Annotated in this window: 13 protein-coding genes; 4 read left to right on the top strand and 9 right to left on the bottom strand. The window is 71.5% G+C overall.

Annotated elements, in window-relative coordinates; all coding sequences use genetic code 11:
* Positions 1-80 precede the first annotated feature (80 nt).
* The gene (gene hydA / locus QMO56_RS07585) at positions 81-1,571 is read right to left on the bottom strand and encodes a dihydropyrimidinase (protein ID WP_283524629.1); all 1,491 of its coding nucleotides are present in this window, start codon (positions 1,569-1,571) and stop codon (positions 81-83) included.
* 129 nt (positions 1,572-1,700) lie between these two features.
* On the opposite strand from hydA, the gene QMO56_RS07590 reads away from it, so the two are divergent.
* Both QMO56_RS07590 and QMO56_RS07595 read left to right on the top strand, forming a co-directional pair.
* Entirely contained in the window at positions 1,701-2,576 is an 876-nt protein-coding gene (locus QMO56_RS07590; protein ID WP_283524630.1) for an alpha/beta fold hydrolase, read from the top strand.
* Between the two features lie 125 nt (positions 2,577-2,701).
* Positions 2,702-2,875 (top strand): DUF1328 family protein, encoded by a 174-nt coding sequence (locus QMO56_RS07595; RefSeq protein ID WP_283524631.1) that lies wholly within the window; start codon positions 2,702-2,704, stop codon positions 2,873-2,875.
* 168 nt (positions 2,876-3,043) lie between these two features.
* Here the strand turns inward: QMO56_RS07595 and QMO56_RS07600 are convergent, their stop codons facing one another.
* Together QMO56_RS07600 and QMO56_RS07605 are read right to left on the bottom strand one after the other, a co-directional pair.
* The gene (locus tag QMO56_RS07600) at positions 3,044-6,190 is read right to left on the bottom strand and encodes an efflux RND transporter permease subunit (protein WP_283524632.1); all 3,147 of its coding nucleotides are present in this window, start codon (positions 6,188-6,190) and stop codon (positions 3,044-3,046) included.
* A 12-nt stretch (positions 6,191-6,202) separates the two neighbouring features.
* Positions 6,203-7,357 (bottom strand): efflux RND transporter periplasmic adaptor subunit, encoded by a 1,155-nt coding sequence (locus tag QMO56_RS07605; protein WP_283524634.1) that lies wholly within the window; start codon positions 7,355-7,357, stop codon positions 6,203-6,205.
* 104 nt (positions 7,358-7,461) lie between these two features.
* Here QMO56_RS07605 and QMO56_RS07610 point away from each other — a divergent pair, with 104 nt between their 5' ends.
* Positions 7,462-8,115 carry a TetR/AcrR family transcriptional regulator gene (locus QMO56_RS07610; RefSeq protein WP_283524635.1) on the top strand — a complete coding sequence of 218 codons (654 nt, stop codon included), beginning with the start codon at positions 7,462-7,464 and terminating at the stop codon, positions 8,113-8,115.
* Between the two features lie 105 nt (positions 8,116-8,220).
* Positions 8,221-9,699 (top strand): PAS domain-containing methyl-accepting chemotaxis protein, encoded by a 1,479-nt coding sequence (locus tag QMO56_RS07615; protein ID WP_283524637.1) that lies wholly within the window; start codon positions 8,221-8,223, stop codon positions 9,697-9,699.
* A gap of 116 nt (positions 9,700-9,815) precedes the next feature.
* Here the strand turns inward: QMO56_RS07615 and mtgA are convergent, their stop codons facing one another.
* From mtgA to QMO56_RS07645, 6 genes are all read right to left on the bottom strand, one after another.
* Positions 9,816-10,490, bottom strand: a complete 675-nt coding sequence (mtgA, locus tag QMO56_RS07620) for a monofunctional biosynthetic peptidoglycan transglycosylase (protein ID WP_283524638.1) — start codon at positions 10,488-10,490, stop codon at positions 9,816-9,818.
* Positions 10,490-11,116, bottom strand: coding sequence for a thermonuclease family protein (locus QMO56_RS07625; protein WP_283524639.1), 627 nt, complete (start codon positions 11,114-11,116; stop codon positions 10,490-10,492). The genes mtgA and QMO56_RS07625 overlap by 1 nt, the downstream gene beginning before the upstream one ends.
* A 69-nt stretch (positions 11,117-11,185) precedes the next feature.
* On the bottom strand, positions 11,186-12,100 hold the full coding sequence (locus QMO56_RS07630; protein ID WP_283524640.1) for a YihY/virulence factor BrkB family protein: 915 nt from the start codon (positions 12,098-12,100) through the stop codon (positions 11,186-11,188).
* Positions 12,045-14,336 carry a mechanosensitive ion channel domain-containing protein gene (locus QMO56_RS07635; RefSeq protein ID WP_283524641.1) on the bottom strand — a complete coding sequence of 764 codons (2,292 nt, stop codon included), beginning with the start codon at positions 14,334-14,336 and terminating at the stop codon, positions 12,045-12,047. The genes QMO56_RS07630 and QMO56_RS07635 overlap by 56 nt, the downstream gene beginning before the upstream one ends.
* A gap of 212 nt (positions 14,337-14,548) precedes the next feature.
* A complete protein-coding gene (locus tag QMO56_RS07640) occupies positions 14,549-15,478 on the bottom strand; it encodes an SAM-dependent methyltransferase (protein ID WP_283524643.1) in 930 nt (309 codons plus the stop codon).
* Positions 15,475-15,873, bottom strand: coding sequence for a DUF423 domain-containing protein (locus QMO56_RS07645; RefSeq protein ID WP_283524644.1), 399 nt, complete (start codon positions 15,871-15,873; stop codon positions 15,475-15,477). The genes QMO56_RS07640 and QMO56_RS07645 overlap by 4 nt, the downstream gene beginning before the upstream one ends.
* Between the last annotated feature and the right edge of the window lie 48 nt (positions 15,874-15,921).

Below are 15,921 nucleotides of genomic sequence, written 5' to 3' on the forward strand. Positions count from 1 at the left end.
CCTGCGCCTGCGGCCCCCGCAGCGCCAGGCCGGCAAAAAAAGATGGGGGGTTCGGGGGGAATTCCTTCCCCCCGGCTTCTTTACTCCATGCCGGCCGCGTCGAAGCCGTCCGGCACCCGTCCTGCCGGCTTCACGAGATCATAGGGCCCGCGCGGCAGGAAGCGCCCGCTGCCCGGCGCCGCCAGCACCTCGCCTTCGCGCACCGCCACCTCGCCGCGCCGCAGCGTGACCACCGGCCAGCCCTTCACCGCGAAGCCCTCCCAGGGCGTGTAGTCGATGGCATGGTGCAGCCGCTCCTGGGCGATGGTGGTCTCGCGGTCGGGGTCCCACAGCACCAGGTCGGCATCGGCGCCCGGCGCCAGGCTGCCCTTGCGGCCGCCGAGGCCGAAGAGCCGCGCCGCATTGGCGGAGGACAGGCGCACGAAAGTGGGCAAATCGATCCGTCCCTTGGAGACGCCCTCGGAGAACAGCACGGGCAGCCGCGTCTCGATCCCCGGCACGCCGTTGGGGATGGCGTTGAAGGCCGGCATTCCGTCCGGCCGCTGCACCGCCGCGCCGGTGCCGTAGCTGCTGCTGCCGGCGGCGCGCTTGGCGGTGGCGAAGGAAAAGCCGCAATGATCGGAGGAGACGATGTCCAGCGTGCCGTCCTGGATGCGGCGCCAGACGCGCGCGTTCTCCGCCTTCTCGCGCAGCGCGGGGGAACAGACCGCCTTGGCGCCGGCGAAGTCGGGGCCGGTGAGGTCCTCGTGCGAGAGGGTGAGGTATTGTGGGCAGGTCTCGCCCCAGACCTTCAGCCCGCGCGCCTTGCCGCGCGCGATCTCGGCCGCCGCCTCCTCGCAGGAGACGTGGAAGACCTGGATCGGCTGGTCCACCAGCTCGGCGAGCGCGATGGCCCGGTGCGTTGCCTCGCGCTCCACCACCGGCGGGCGGGACCAGGCGTGCTGCAGCGGATCGGTCAGCCCGGCCTTGAGCAGCGCGTTGATGCGCCAGCCGATGGCATCGAAGTTCTCGCAATGCACGGTGACGAAGGCGCCGAGCCGGCGGGCGGTGGCCAGCACGTCGAGGAACTCGGCATCGGTCAGGCGCAGCGGGTCGTAGGTCAGGAACACCTTCAGGCTGCGGATGCCGCGCGCCACCAGGGCGGGCACCTCCTTCTGCAGCACCTCGGGCGTCGGGTCGGTGATGATCTGGTGGAAGGAGTAGTCGGCGCGCGACTGCTCGGCGCGCGCCGCGTAGCCGGGCGCGCTGTCGGCCAGGCTGTGCCCCTTCCATTGCGGCAGGAAGCAGATGAAGCTCGTCGTGCCGCCGGCCAGCGCGGCGGCCGAGCCGCTGGCGAAACTTTCCTCCTGCGCCGTGCCGTCCTGCCCCAGTTCCTCGATATGGCAATGCGGATCGAGCCCACCGGGCGTGACGATCAGCCCCCTGGCCGAGACCTCCTCGGCGCCGCGCGGCAGGTTGCGCCCGAGTGCTGCGATGACGCCGTCGCGGATGCCGATATCGGCCTCGAAGACCTCCGCCGCCGTGGCGAGCGTGCCGCCGCGGACCACCATGTCGAACTCGAAGCCACTCATCGGATCGTTCCCTGTCGCGCAATGCCGTGGGCCCTGCCAAGCACGATCCGCGCCATTCCCGGCGCGGCGCCTCGACAGGCGCCATGGAAGCCCGCAAGCTGGCCACCGGCAACTACCGGAGGGCGCCCGATGACCAGCCTGCCCACGCAACCCCTCGCCCTGTCCGGCGGCAGCGTGCCGCGCCAGCGCGGCTATCTGCAGCGCCCGGATTGCCGGATCTACTACGAGGTGACGGGCGAAGGGCCTGCGCTGGTCTTCGGCCATGGGCTGGGCGGCAACCATCTCTCCTGGTGGCAGCAGGTCGGCCATTTCGCGGGCAGCCATCGCTGCGTCACCTTCAGCCACCGCGGCTTCGCCCCCTCCGACACGCCGCCCGGCGGGCCGGACCCGGCCGCCTATGCCGGCGACCTCGCCGCGCTGCTCGGCCATCTCGGCCTGGAGCGCCCGGTCTTCATCGGCCAGTCCATGGGCGGCTGGACCGGCATCAGCTTCGCCCTCGCCCATCCCGGCGCCCTGCGGGGCCTGGTGCTCTCCGCCACCTCCGGCCCGGTCGATCCGCGCCGCTCCGGCGAGGCCGCCGCCGACGCCTTCGCGCGCTGGTCGGAGGCGGTGGCGCCGCAGCAGAAGGCGAACGCGGCGCGCGGCGTGCACCCCGCCATGGGCGCGCGCGGCGCGGCGGAGCAGCCGGCGCTGCACTTCCTCTACCGCGCCATCGACGAGATGAGCGTGGAGCTGGACAAGGAAAGCCTGCGCCGCCGCCTCTACGAGGCCCGCACACGCCCGGCGAGCGACCTCGCGGCCATCGGCCTCCCCACCCTCTGGATCACCGGCGCGGAGGATGTGGTCTTCGCCTCCCCCATTGTGCCCCACCTGCTGGCCGCCATGCCGCGCGCCCGGCATGTGGAGATCGCAGCGGCTGGCCACTCCACCTATTTCGAGCGGCCCGCCGCCTTCAACGCCGCGCTGGCCGGGTTCCTGCGGGAGTTGGACGGGCCGGCGGCATAGAACGCGAGACCCGGAAGGCGCCCCCGTCACGGGAAGGCAGGCCCGGCCATTGCCGAATCGCCTTCCTCCCTAAACCAGCGCCGCTCTCGCCCGTTGACCTGTCTCTCCCGACGAAAGGAACTTCGATGATCAAATGGGCCATCATCTTCGCGGTCGCGGCACTCATACTGGGAGCCCTGGGCTTCGGTGGCCTTGCCGGCGCCGCCATGGGGATCGCCAAGATCCTGTTCTGGCTGGCGGTGATCATCGCCGTGGCGCTCTTCGTGCTGGGGCTCACCGTCTACAAGAAGGTCACTTAGGCGAAGAGCCGCTCGTCCGGCGGAGCGGGCCGGGCGCAGCGCCCCATGGCTGGAATGGCGGGCGGCAAACGGGCTGCGGCTCGCGGCCGGCCTTCCAGGCGGGAGGCCGCCTGGAAGCCGCTCCGGCGCATGGGGGCACCCCTGCCAGGGGCGCGGCGCCGCCTTCCCTCAGGCCGGCCGCCGCGCCCCGGCTCCGCGCCGCAACAGCCGGACGAAGAGCCGCCCGACATCGTCCACCACCGTATAGACCACCGGCACCACCACCAGGCTGAGCAGGGTGGAAGTGATCAGCCCACCGATCACCACCAGCGCCATCGGCGCGCGGAACTCCGCATCGGCGCCCACGCCGGCGGCGATGTGCACCATGCCCGCCGTCATCGCGACCGTGGTCATGACGATCGGCCGTGCCCGCTTGCGCGCCGCCTCCACCAGCGCCGCGCCGCGCGCGAGGCCGCCGCGCCGCGCCTCGATGGCGTATTCCACCAGCAGGATCGAGTTCTTGGCGACGATGCCCATCAGCATCAGCACGCCGATCACCGCCGAGACGCCGAGCGCCTTCTGCGCCAGCAGCAGCGCCATCAGCGCGCCGCCGAGCGAGAGCGGCAGGGCGGACATGATCGTCAGCGGCTGCAGGAAGCCGCCGAACAGCAGCACCAGCACCAGGTAGATCAGCAGCACACCGGCGCCGAGGGCCATGACAAAGCCGCCGAACAGCTCGCGCATCACCTCGGTATCGCCGGTCTCGCGCTCCTGCACGCCGGGCGGCAGGTTCTGCATGATCGGCAGCGCCTCGATCAGCCTGGTGGCCTCGCCGAGCGGCATGCCGTTCAGCTCCGCCTCGACCGTCGCCTTGCGCACGCGGTCCAGCCGGTCGATCTGCGCCGGCCCGGCGCCATGGCGGATCTCCGCCACCGCGTCGAGCGGCACCGGCAGGTCGGCCCGCCCGGCGACCCGCAGCGCCCGCAGCGTGTCGATCTCGCCGCGCGCCTGCTCCTCCAGCATGACGCGGATCGGGATCTGCCGGTCCGGCAGGTTGAAGCGCGCCAGGTTCTGGTCGATGTCGCCGATGGTGGCGATGCGCGCCGTCTGGCCGATGGCGGCGACCGAGACGCCCAGCTCGGCGGCGCGCGCCTCGCGCGGGACGATCTGCAGCTCCGGCCGCTCCAGGCTGGCGGTGGAGCGGGCGCCGGAAAGCGCGGGGATGCCGCGCATCTGCTGCTCCAGCGTGCGGGCGGCGGCAGCGAGTTGCGCCGCGTCGTCGCCCACCAGCGTGATGCTGGCCTTGGAGCCGCTCATGCCGTCGGCCCCGAAGCGGACCCGCAGGCCGGGAATGGCCTCCAGCGCCGGCCGCACCGCCGCCTCGAACTGCTGCTGGTTCAGCGCCCGCTCGCCGCGCGGCTTGAGGGTGATGATCAGGTTGGCGTTGCGCGGGTCGCCCTGCGCCGTGGTGCTGCCCATGCCCGGCCCGCCGACCACGCTGGAGGTGCCGAGCGAGGCGAAGACCGATTCCACCTCCGGCCGCGCCGTCAGGATGGCGGTGGCGCGGCGCACCGCCGCATCCGTCTCGGCGAGCGTCGAGCCGGGGGCCAGCTCCATCGCCAGCGCCGAGCGGCCGCGGTCGGCGGCGGGGATGAAGTCGGAGGGGATCAGCGGCACCAGCGCCAGCGAGAGGGCAAAGAAGCCGGTGGCGGCGCCCAGCGTCGTCCAGCGGTGGCGCAGGCACCAGTGGAGCAGCGCCAGATAGCGCCGGCCGACCGCGCCGTCCCCCACCTCCTCCGAGCGCGCCTGACGGCGGGGCTTCAGCAGGTAGGCGCCCATCAGCGGCGTCAGCAGCCGCGCCACCAGCAGCGAGAAGGTGACGGCCGCCGCCACGGTCAGGCCGAACTGGCGGAAGAACTGGCCGGGAATGCCGGGCATGAAGCTCACCGGCACGAAGACGGCCAGAATGGCGCCGGTGGTGGCCATCACCGCCAGCCCGATCTCCGCCGAGGCCTCCAGCGCGGCGCGGTAGGCGCCCTGCTTCGGGCGGGCCTGCAGGTGGCGGACGATGTTCTCGATCTCGACGATGGCGTCGTCCACCAGCACGCCGACCACCAGCGTCAGCCCGAGCAGGGTGATGTTGCTGAGCGCATAGCCCAGCCATTGCAGCACCAGGAAGGTCGGGATCAGCGAGAGCGGCATGGCGACGCAGGCCACCAGCGTGGCCCGCCAGTCACGCAGGAAGACCCAGACCACCAGCACCGCCAGCCCCGAGCCGACCAGCAGGGCGTCGATCGCCCCGTGATAGCCGGCCTCGACGAAGGCCACGGTGGAGGTGACGCGGCGGATCTCGATACCGGGATGCGCCGCCTCCAGCGCGGCGACGCGCTCCGCCACCTGCTCGGCCACCTTCACCTCGGAGGAGCCGCGCGTGCGCATCACCTCGAAGGCCACCACCGGCTCGCCGTCGAGGCGCGCGGCGGTGCGGATCTCGGCGGTGGAATCGGTCACCGTGGCGAGTTCGCCAAGCCGCGCGGTGCGCCCGCCGGGCAGGATGATCGGCCGCGCCCGCAGGGCCTCCACCGTGGGGGCGGAGCCGAGGGTGCGGATGCTCTGCTCGCTCTCGCCCAGCGTGCCGCGGCCGCCGGGCAGGTTCAGGTTGGCCGAGCGGAGCTGCTCGTTCACCTGCACGGCGGTGATGCCGAGCGCGCGGAGCCGCTCCGGCCGCAGCGCCACGCGGATCTCGCGCTCCACCCCGCCGACGCGGTTCACCTGCGCGACGCCGGGCACCGAGAGCAGCGATTTGGCCACGGTGTCGGTGACGAACCAGGAGAGCTGCTCGGTGGAGAGCCCCGGCGCCGCCACGGTGTAGGTGAGGATGGCGCCGCCCGTCACCTCGATGCGGCTGATCACCGGGTCGCGGATCGAGGCCGGCAGATCGGCGCGGATCTGCGAGACCTTGTCGCGCACGTCGTTGGTGGCGCGGTCGACGTCCTTGCCGAGGTTGAACTCGATGATCGTCGTCGAGGTGCCGTCCTGCACGATGGAGGTGATGTGCTTGACATCCCCGAGCCCGGCCACGGCGTCCTCGACGCGGCGGGTCACCTGGGTCTCCAGCTCGGAGGGGGCGGCGCCGGGCTGCATCACCGTCACCACCACCGCCGGCAGGTCGATGTCCGGCGTGTTGTTGATGCGCAGCATGGGAAAGGCGAACAGTCCGCCCACCGTCAGCAGCAGGAACAGCACCACCGTCGGGATCGGGTTGCGGATCGCCCAGCCGGAGATGTTCCAGCCGGCGGCCTCGCGGCCCGCGGGCTCGTCATGGATGTCGGACATGGCCGCTCTCCCTCAGCGCGGCGCGGCGACGCGCACGCGGTCGCCGGCGGAGAGGAATCCGGCGCCGGTCGCCACCACCCGCTCGCCGGGGGCGAGGCCGCCGGTCACCTCCACCACCCCTTCCCGGCGGATGCCGGTGGTGATGGCGCGCGGCTCGACCCGCTCGGCTCCCTCGGGCAGCACGAAGACCACCGGCTGCCCGTCCCGGAACACCACCGCCGCCTGCGGCACCGCCAGGCTGGGCGCGGGCGCGGGCAGGATCTCGGCGCGGGCGAACATGCCGGGCCGCAGGCCGGAGTCGGGCGGCAGGGTGACATGCACCAGGCCGAGCCGCGTCTCGCCCGCCACCACCGGCGCCAGGGCGCGCACCTCGCCCATGATCTCGCGCTCGCCATGCCGCACCCGCACCGCCTGGCCCGGCCGCACGGCGGCGAGGTCCAGCTCCGGCACGCGGGCATCGAGCTCCAGGCGGCCCTCGCGGAGCAGCCGCACCAGCTCCTGCCCGGGCTGCACCACGGCGCCGGGCAGCACGGCGCGGCGCAGCACCGTGCCATCCGCCGGGGCGAGGATGCGGGCCTGGGCGAGGCGGGCCTGGGCCTCCTGGAGCTGGGCGCGGGCGGCGCGCAGCCGCGCCTCGGCCTGCCGGGCGGCGGCCTGGCGCTGCTCCAGCACCTGCTGCGCCACGTTGTCGCTGCGCGAGAGCTGGCTGGCGCGGCGCAGGTCGGCCTGGGCGATGCCCAGCGCCGCCTCGGCCTCCGCCGCCGCGGCCTCGGCCTGGGCCACCTGCGCCGCCGGGAGGGCGTCGTCCAAGGCGACCAGGAGTTGGCCCGCGCGCACCCGATCCCCCTCCTCCACCGGCACCGCCTGCACGCGCAGCCCGCCGGCCTCGGCGCCGATCACCAGCTCCTGCCAGGGCACCACCGAGCCATCGCCGATCACCGGACGCGCCAGATCCCGCGCCTGGACGGCCGCCAGCGTCACGGTGAGCGCGGGTGGCGGCTCCTGCGGGGCGGCGGGGCCAGGCGGCGCCTCGGCGCGCTGCAGCAGGCGCGGCACCATCACCCCGCCCAGGCCGACGATCAGCAGGAAGCCGAGCAGCAAGGGCCAGCGGCGGCGCGTCGTGCTTCGCGGCGCGACGGTCTGGGCGGGTGGGTTGTGGTCCGGCATATCTTGTCCTGTGCGCGGCGCCTGCTTATTGACCATCCGGTCAGTAACTCCGCCCTTATCTGGCAGAACCTGCGACGAGATCAAGGACTCGGTCTGGAAGAAGAATGAATTCAGGTTCCGATGCCCCACAGGCGCGCCGCCGGCTGCCCCCTGCGGCCCGCACGCCGCAGATTCTGCGCGCCGCACTGGAGGAGTTCGCGGAACGGGGCTATGCCGGCGCCCGCATGGCTGCGGTGGCGAGCCGCGCCGGCATCGCCAAGGGGCTGATCTACCACTATTTCTCCTCCAAGGAGGCGCTGTTCCAGGCAACCGTGCGCGCCTGCACCCAGCCCCTTTTCGAGGAGGCGGAACGCCACCTTGCCGGCCATGCCGGTCCGGCACGGGAGTTGCTCGGCGCGCTGATGCGCATGGGCTATGCCCGCATCAGCGCCGACCGGCAGGAGCGGATCCTGTTTCGCCTGATCATCACCGAGGCCGAGCGCTTCCCCGACCTGGCCCGCTTCTACCGCGAGGAGATGCTGGCGCGCGCCACCGGCATCGCCCGCGCCGTGCTGCGCGCCGGCGTCGCCGCGGGCGAGTTCCGCCCGGAGGTGGCGGACATGCCGGGCCTCGCGGAGGTGGTGCTGGCACCGGTGCTGATGGCCTCGGTCTGGCGAATGATCCTGGGCGAGGGGGATGCGCCCGCGCCGGAAGCCATGCGGGAAGCGCATCTGGACCTGCTGCTTCACGGGCTCGAAGCGCCGCGCGCACCCCGCTGAAAGCGGGCCCGGCGAATCTGCTTTGCGCCCGCCGCGCCAACGAAATTTTAGTCCTTCTGGCCTCAATGTGATGCCGCTCTCTCCCTTTTCGGCGGATCACAACACATGTTTGGCAGCCTTGGTCGGCGGAACGGCTCTCCCCTCAAGTTGGCCGCGCTCGACGCGCTGCGGACGAACGTGATGATTGCCGACAACAATCTGACGATCGTCTACATGAATCCGGCGGTGGAAGCGCTGCTGAAAGAAGCCGAGGCTGACCTGCAGAAGGAGCTGCCGCGCTTCAGCATGAAGACGCTGCTCGGCAGCAACATCGACATTTTCCACAAGAACCCCTCGCACCAGCGCAAGATGCTGGCGACGCTCGAGAAGCCCCATGCGGCGACGATCCGCGTCGGCAGCCGGGCCTTTGACCTGCGGGTGGCGCCCCTGCGCCACAAGGGGGAGAAGCTGGGCTATGTCGTGGAATGGGCGGATGCCAAGCACCGCCTCCTGAACTTCGACTATGCCGCGAAGTTCGAGGCCATCAGCCGCTCCCAGGCCGTCATCGAGTTCACAACCGACGGCACGATCGTCGACGCCAACGCGAACTTCCTGAAGACGATGGACTACTCGATCGAGGAGATCCGCGGCAGGAAGCACAGCATGTTTGTCGAGCCCGCATACAGGGACAGCAGGGAGTACCAGGAATTCTGGGACAAGCTCCGGCGCGGCGAATACCACGCGGCGCAGTTCAAGCGAATCGGGCGCAACGGAAAGGTCGTCTGGATCGAGGGATCCTACAATCCGATTCTCGATGAGCGCGGCCAGGTGGCGAAGGTGGTGAAGTTCGCCTCGGACGTGACGGCCCAGATGGCGCTTCTGTCCAATCTGAAAAACCTCATCGACCACAATTTCCACGAAATTGACGGCGCGGTGCATCAATCCGACTCCGGCACTACCTCGGCTTCCCGCGCGGCGGAGGAGACGTCCCAGAACGTGCAGATGGTGGCGGCCAGTGCGGAGGAACTGGCCGCATCCATCGCCGAGATCGCCCGGAACATGGAGAAGTCACGCTCCGCCACCACGCATGCCTTCAACCATGCCAGCTCGGTCAGCGAAAGCACGGCCAGGATGAACAATGCCGCCCAGGCGATGACGGGGGTCGCCAGCATCATTCAGGGCATTGCCGGGCAGATCAACCTGCTGGCCCTGAACGCCACCATCGAGGCCGCACGCGCAGGCGATGCCGGCAAGGGCTTCGCGGTCGTCGCTTCGGAAGTCAAGAACCTGGCGAACCAGGCCGCCCGCGCCACCGAGCAGATCACGCAGGAGATCGAGGGGATCCAGGTGACCTCGGCGCAGGTTTCGAGCGCCATCTCCACCATCCGGGATGCGATCGAGACCCTGAACGAGCAGGTTTCGGTCACCGCGAGTGCGGTGGAGGAGCAGAACGTCGTCACGCGCAGCATGTCCTCGAACATGCAAAGGGCCTCGAGCGCCGTGAGAAGCGTCTCGTCGAGCATCGCCGACATCTCGCTGGCCGTGAACCAGGTCGGCCAGGCCGTCAGCAAGACCAAGGAAGCGGCGAAGGTCCTGGTGCGATAGCGGCTGCCCCCCTCCGGCCTGGCGGAGGGGGCAGCGATGCGCATCGCGGCGCCCGTCAACACGGCGCCTGGGCGGGGCGGGCGACGAGGCGGGAGGAAGCCCGGATGGGCTTCACCTCACTCCGTGCAGTCCAGCAGCGGCCCAAGCTGGTTCATGCGCCGCCGGATCAGCGCCGCGCGTTCCCGCACATAGGGCCCGGGCTCGCCGGCCGACCATTCCCGTGGATTGGGCAGCACCACGGCCAGCCGCGCTGCCTGGGCCTCGGTGAGGCGGGCCGCCGGGCGGTGGAAGAAGGCCTGCGAGGCCGCCTCCGCCCCGTAGATGCCCGGCCCGAACTCGACGATGTTGAGATAGACCTCCAGCACCCGCCGCTTCGGCCAGAGCAGGGCGACCTGCGGCGTCAGCCAGGCTTCCAGCAGCTTGCGCAGGGGGTCGCGCCCCGGCCAGAGGAACAGGTTCTTGGCCACCTGCATGGTGAGCGTGCTGGCGCCGCGCGGCCGCTCCCCGGCCAGCGCCGCCGCGACCTGCCCGCGCAGGGCCGGGAAGTCGAAGCCCAGTGCCTGGCGGCAGAAGGTATTGTCCTCCGAGGCGATGATCGCCTGCGGCAGGGCGGGCGCGATCCGGTCATAGGCCACCCAGTCCCTGGTCAGGCCATAGCCCTGGGCCGCCCGCAGCAGCATCAGCGGCGTGACCGGCGGCGGCACGAAGCGGAACAGCAGGATCAGCAGCGGCGGGCCGAGGAGCAGCAGCAGCGCGGCACGCCGGATCCAGCCTCGCCACCGCCCCCGCATCAGCGGCCGCAGGCGCCGGCGCGGTCGCGGTGCGACCAGGGATAGGTGAAGCGCCCGGCCCAGGCGCCCTCTCTCGCCGCCTTCGCCTCGGCCTCCGCCGAGGCGTAGCGGCCCTTGGAATAGCGCGGGCAGTCGAAGGCCAGCCCCGAGCGCACCATGGCCCGGTTGAGGTCGAGCACGCCGCCATTGCCCTGCGGGACCGTGCAGACGGCGACGGTGCGGCCATGCGTCAGTGTGCCATCGGGGGTGCAGGTGACCTCACGGCCGCCGATCAGCTCCGCCAGCGCGTCGCGCGCGGCGGTGCCGCAGGCGAAGCGGCCGCCACCGCCGCGGCTGCACTGCTGATCGCGCTCCAGCGCATCGATGCCTTGCATGCGGACGCGGATGCCGCTCAGGTCGAAGGTGTCGCCATCGATGACGCGCGGATGGCCGGAGAAGGGCGCGCCGGCCGGGCGGCTCGCGCCGCGCGAGGGGGCCCGCGGCTCCTCCAGGCTCTGCACGGCGCGCCAGGCGGCACGGCCGAGGCGCAAGAGGTCGCCCTCGCTCACCTGCGTGGCGCCGAGCAGGCCAAGGATTGCGGCGGCGAGCGCCACCCAGGGCGCGGTGGAGCGGCGGCCACGCTTCATCGGACGGCCAGGGGAGCAAGCAGGATCATGGCGGCATCACCTAACGCCCCTGCGCTGCCAGGAGAAGGGTCAGCAGGCCGGCGGCAGGCCCACGGGCGGCCGCTCCGGGCCATCCTCGGGTGGCAGCCCGCCGGCGGAATTCGCCTCCCAGGCCTCCACATCGCGGCGCATGGCATAGGCCTTGGTGAACTCGGCGCCCAGCAGGAAGATCTGCGCGGAATAGTAGATCCAGAGCAGCACGATCACCGCCGAGCCGGCCGCGCCGTAGGTGGAGCCGATGGCGGTGCTGCCGAGATAGAGGCCGATCAGCGTCTTGCCGAGGTTGAACAGCACCGTGGTGACCAGCGCCCCGACCAGCACGTCGCGCCATTCCAGCGCGCGGTCGGGCAGGAACTTGTAGATGGCGGCGAACAGCACGGCGATCAGGGCGAAGGAGATCACCGCATTGGCCAGCCGCACCAGGCTGGCGATCCCCGGCAGGCTGGTGTCCAGCATGTTTCCGAGCGCCGTCAGGGCCGCGCTGAACACCAGGGAGACCAGCAGCAGGAAGCCGAGCGTCGCCACCAATCCGAGGCTGGCGGCGCGCGCGCGGAACAGGCGGGAGACGGTGCCGCCCTGCAGTTCCGCCCGCCAGATCATGTTCAGGCTGGCCTGGATCTCGCCGAAGACGCCGCTGGCGGTGACCAGCAGGGTGGCGATGCCGAAGACGCTGGCCACCATGCCGGAAGTGGGGTTGGAGGCACTGACGATGATGCTCTGCACCAGCTCCGCCCCGGAACGCCCCATCAGGCCGGCGAGCTGCGACACGATGGCGCCGCGCGCCGCGTCCTCCCCGAAGGCCAGCCCCGCGATGGCGACGGCGATGATCAGCACCGGCGCCAGTGAGGTAACCGTGTAGAAAGCGATCGCCGCGCCGCGGCTCAGCGCTTCATCCTCGATGAAGCCGAGCACGGTTTGGCGGATCAGCCACCATGCCTTTTGCATTCTTGTCCGCCACTGGGTCCTCTTCGGACGGGGAACGTTGCGCGGCGAGCGCCGGTTGCGCTGCCGCCGGGCGCGGCGTCTCGTCGATCACCCGCACCGGCGGCGCCTTCCCCTGCTTGTCCTCGCCCATGTAGAGCGTGACATGCGGGAAGGGGATCTCGATGCCGCGGGCGTCGAAGATCTCCTTGATGATCTCGTTGTAGGCGCGCCCGGCGCCCCAGTGCTTGCCCGCCTGCGTCTTGATGCGCGCGCGCACCACCACCGCGGAGTCGGCGAACTGCGTGATGCCCTGCATGTCGAGCGGGCCGATGATGAAGGCACCATGCTCGGTCTTCTGCAACTGCTCGAAGGCGTCCTGCATGGCCGCCTTCACCTCCGGGATGCTCTCCCGGTAGGCGACGCCGATCTCGGCGACGTGGAAGGCGAAGTCCTTCGTCATGTTCGCCACCGTATCCACGGTGGAGAACGGGACGACATGCAGGGTCCCGTTCAGGTCGCGGATCGAGACGGAGCGGATGGTCAGCTTCTCCACCACGCCGGAGATGCCGCCGGCGGTGACCACATCGCCCTCGTTCATGGCATTCTCGATCTGGATGAAGGCGCCGGTGATGATGTCCTGCACCAGCTTCTGCGCACCGAAGCCGACCGCCAGGCCGACCACCCCGGCGCCGGCCAGCAGCGGGCCGATGTTCACGCCGAGTTCGCTCAGCGCCAGCATGGCCACCAGCACGAGCAGCGTCAGCGTGGCGGCATTGCGGAACAGCGCCAGCAGGGTCCGCTCGCGCGGGGTCGGCACCGTGCCGTAGTTCGGGTTCAGCCGGTACTCCACCCAGGAGGAGAGCGCGAGATGCGCCGCCATGCCCGCCAGCACGATCAGTGCGGCGGAGAGCAGGGCGCCGGCGAAGCGCTGCCCACTGGAGGTGGCGAGCCAGCTCAGCAGGTCGAACAGGGCCCAGGCCTGCAGCAGCCCGAGCAGCACCAGAACCAGCACGACGCCGCGCAGCACGCGCAGGATGGCGGGAATCAAGGTGTTGAGGCGGTGCTGCAGCAGCGGCAGGCGCCCGGTCACCGCCTCGGGCAGGCTGATGCCGCCGGAGAACAGGTGCCGCAGCCCATGCATCAGCAGCGCCCCCAGCGCCACCACTGCCAGCGAATACAGCGTGGCCAGCAGGATGAAGCCGAGCGCCTCGCGCGGGTTGGCCACCCAGGCCAGGAACAGGGTCACCAGATAGAGCATGGCCAGCAGGTGCCAGACATGGCCGAAGGCGACCCAGACGCTGCCGAGCAGGCGGATGCCGCGCCGGTGGCGCTGCGCCTCGACCCAGTGCCGGCCGGCGCGGCGGTGCCGCAGCAGCGCCAGGATGCCCATGGCCAGCACCAGCAGCATGACCAGGAAGCGCAGCGACCGCGCCGCCGCCCAGGAGGCATTGGCGTTCAGCAACGGCGCCAGCAGCATGAAGGTGTAGCCGATCACCGAAGTGGCGCGACTGAGCCAGAAGAACCAGGCCCGCGCCCCCTCATCGCCCAGCGGCAGGGGCCGTAGCGCCCGCAGGCGCGGGCGGAACAGCGTGCGGATGACCACCTTGATGCCCTCCACCGCCAGAAAGGCGTTGAGCAGCAAGGTCTGTTGCACCGCGATGACGCCGGTGACGCCATAGCTGAGGGCGAAGAGATAGCCGCCGCCCCAGGCCAGCAGCACGGTCGCCGCCTCGATCAGCAGGGCGACCGGCTGCAGGGCCAGCCGGAACAGCCGCCCCCGCCCTTCCGCCCGGCGCCCCAGGGCGTTGAACAGCGGCTTGGCCAGCATCCGCAACAGGGCGAAAAGGCCGCCCACCACCCCGATCAGCAGCAGGATGGTGAAGGTGCCGCTCCAGAGCACGTCCCGGTCGGCCTGCGCCGCCTCGCCGGCGAGCTGGGCGAGGCCGCGCCCCACCTCCACCACCCGCCGCAGCATCGTGACGGCCTGCTCGGCGATGCTCTGGCTGTATTCCGCAAGCTGCCGGGCGACGGTGGGTTCCTGTTCCGGCGGCAGCGTCGCGGCGGCCGTGGCGCCTTCCGCCGTGCGCAGCCGGGCGATCAGGGCGGCCCGGGCCGTGTCATCCTCCAGCACCCGGAGCAGTTCCTGCAGCGAGGCCTCGCTTGGCGGCGGGGCGGCCGGGGGTACGGCCGGAGCCTGGGCCTGGGCATGGCTGAGACTCAGCCACAGGCTGAACAGGGCGAGGAGGAGGAAACGCATCGGGCGAGGATATCTCCCTGAATGGAGGTGCTGCGCGCCAGCATAGTGGCGGCCGCCATGCAGACCAAATCCGGGTGCCCCACGTCCACCCCGAGCATCGCTCAGATAAAAAACACGAGAGGGAAGAATTTCCCTTGGCCTTGTCTCATGTTTTAGTCGGAACAACCGCGACCCGGGCCTGCCTCCGCCTTCCCGCAGATGCGGGGGAAACGCTATCCCGCAACCCTGTCTGCATCCTCCAGCAGACAGAACATCAGCTCGTGCTTGTTGTGCGCGCCGTGGAACAGCCGCGCGCCGGGAATGGCGGCAAAGGCGGCGGCGGTCTCGTGGTCGGTCTCGCCCTGGAACTTCAGGGTGCAGACGAAGTTCCGCGCCCGCCCCGCCTCCCTCCAGCGCCGCACCAGGGCGAGCAGGCGGGCCGGGTAGCAGATGATGTCGCTGAACAGCCAGTCCACCGCCGGCTGCTTCTCCGGCTCCAGCCCGAAGGCGCTCTCGGTGCGGATGGCGACGTTCGGCAGCGCCGCCACGGCGGGGTCCATTGCCGCCTTGTCCACCGCCACCACCTGGCAGCCGAGCTGCGCCAGCGCCCAGCTCCAGCCGCCCGGGGCGGCGCCGAGGTCGAGCGCCACCTCTCCTGGCCCGGGCCAGCGGCCGATCCGGGTCAGCGCCTCCCACAGCTTCAGATAGGCGCGCGAGGGCGGCCCCTCGCGGTCCTCCTCGAAGCGGACGGCGCCGTGCAGGAAAGGGCTGCTCTTGGTCGGCGAGGCCAGCATCCGGTCCGGTGCCAGCAGGGTCCAGCCGCCGAGATGGCCGGTCGGCGCCGGCTCGGGGAAGCGCAGGGCACGGGCCTTCAGCGGTGGCAGCGCCGCCTCGATCAGCGCCGCGCGGCGGTGGTGCGCCATCGCCTCCAGCGACCAGTTCCGCTGGATCGCCCGCAGCGAACCGGCCGCGGCCTTGATCGAGGGGACCTCGATCTCGCGCGGGTCGGTCCAGATGTCGAGCGCCCAGGCGCAGGGCACCGGCGGCGCCTCGCTCAGCGCCAGCCGGCCGTGCCATTGCGCCACCGCCACGCCGGCGCGGCGCAGCTCCTCCTCCACCTCGGGCTCGAAGCCTTCGTCGGCCAGATAGGCGCTGCGGATCACGGCGCGCCGTGCTCTGGCGGGCGGCGCAACCCGGCGATGGCCAGCAGCAGCCAGCCCAGCATCAGAAGCGTGCCCCCGAACGGGGCGATGCCGAGCGAGCTCCCTGTCAGCACCCGCCACCAGATGGCGCCGCAAAAGCCAAGGGAGCCCAGCACGAAGCAGCCGCCCGCCCAGTGCGGCAGGCGCCCGGCACGGCGTTCGGCCAGCAGGCCGGTGGCCAGCAGCGCCAGGGCGTGCCAGCCCTGCATGGTCAGCGCGCTCTGCACCATCGCCGCCTCGGCGGGGGCGAGCCGTGGGGCCAGGCCGTGCGCCGCCCAGGCGGCGAGCGCCACCGCCAGCAGGCCGGAAAGGCCGCCGATGAAGAGCCAGAGGCGGGCGAGAGGGTTCCCGGACATGGCGGCAGGCTTAGTCCAGCGGCGCGCATTCGGCCAGAGGAAGGTCGG

The organism is Roseomonas sp. E05 (assembly GCF_030063475.1).
Taxonomy (GTDB): Bacteria; Pseudomonadota; Alphaproteobacteria; order Acetobacterales; family Acetobacteraceae; genus Pseudoroseomonas.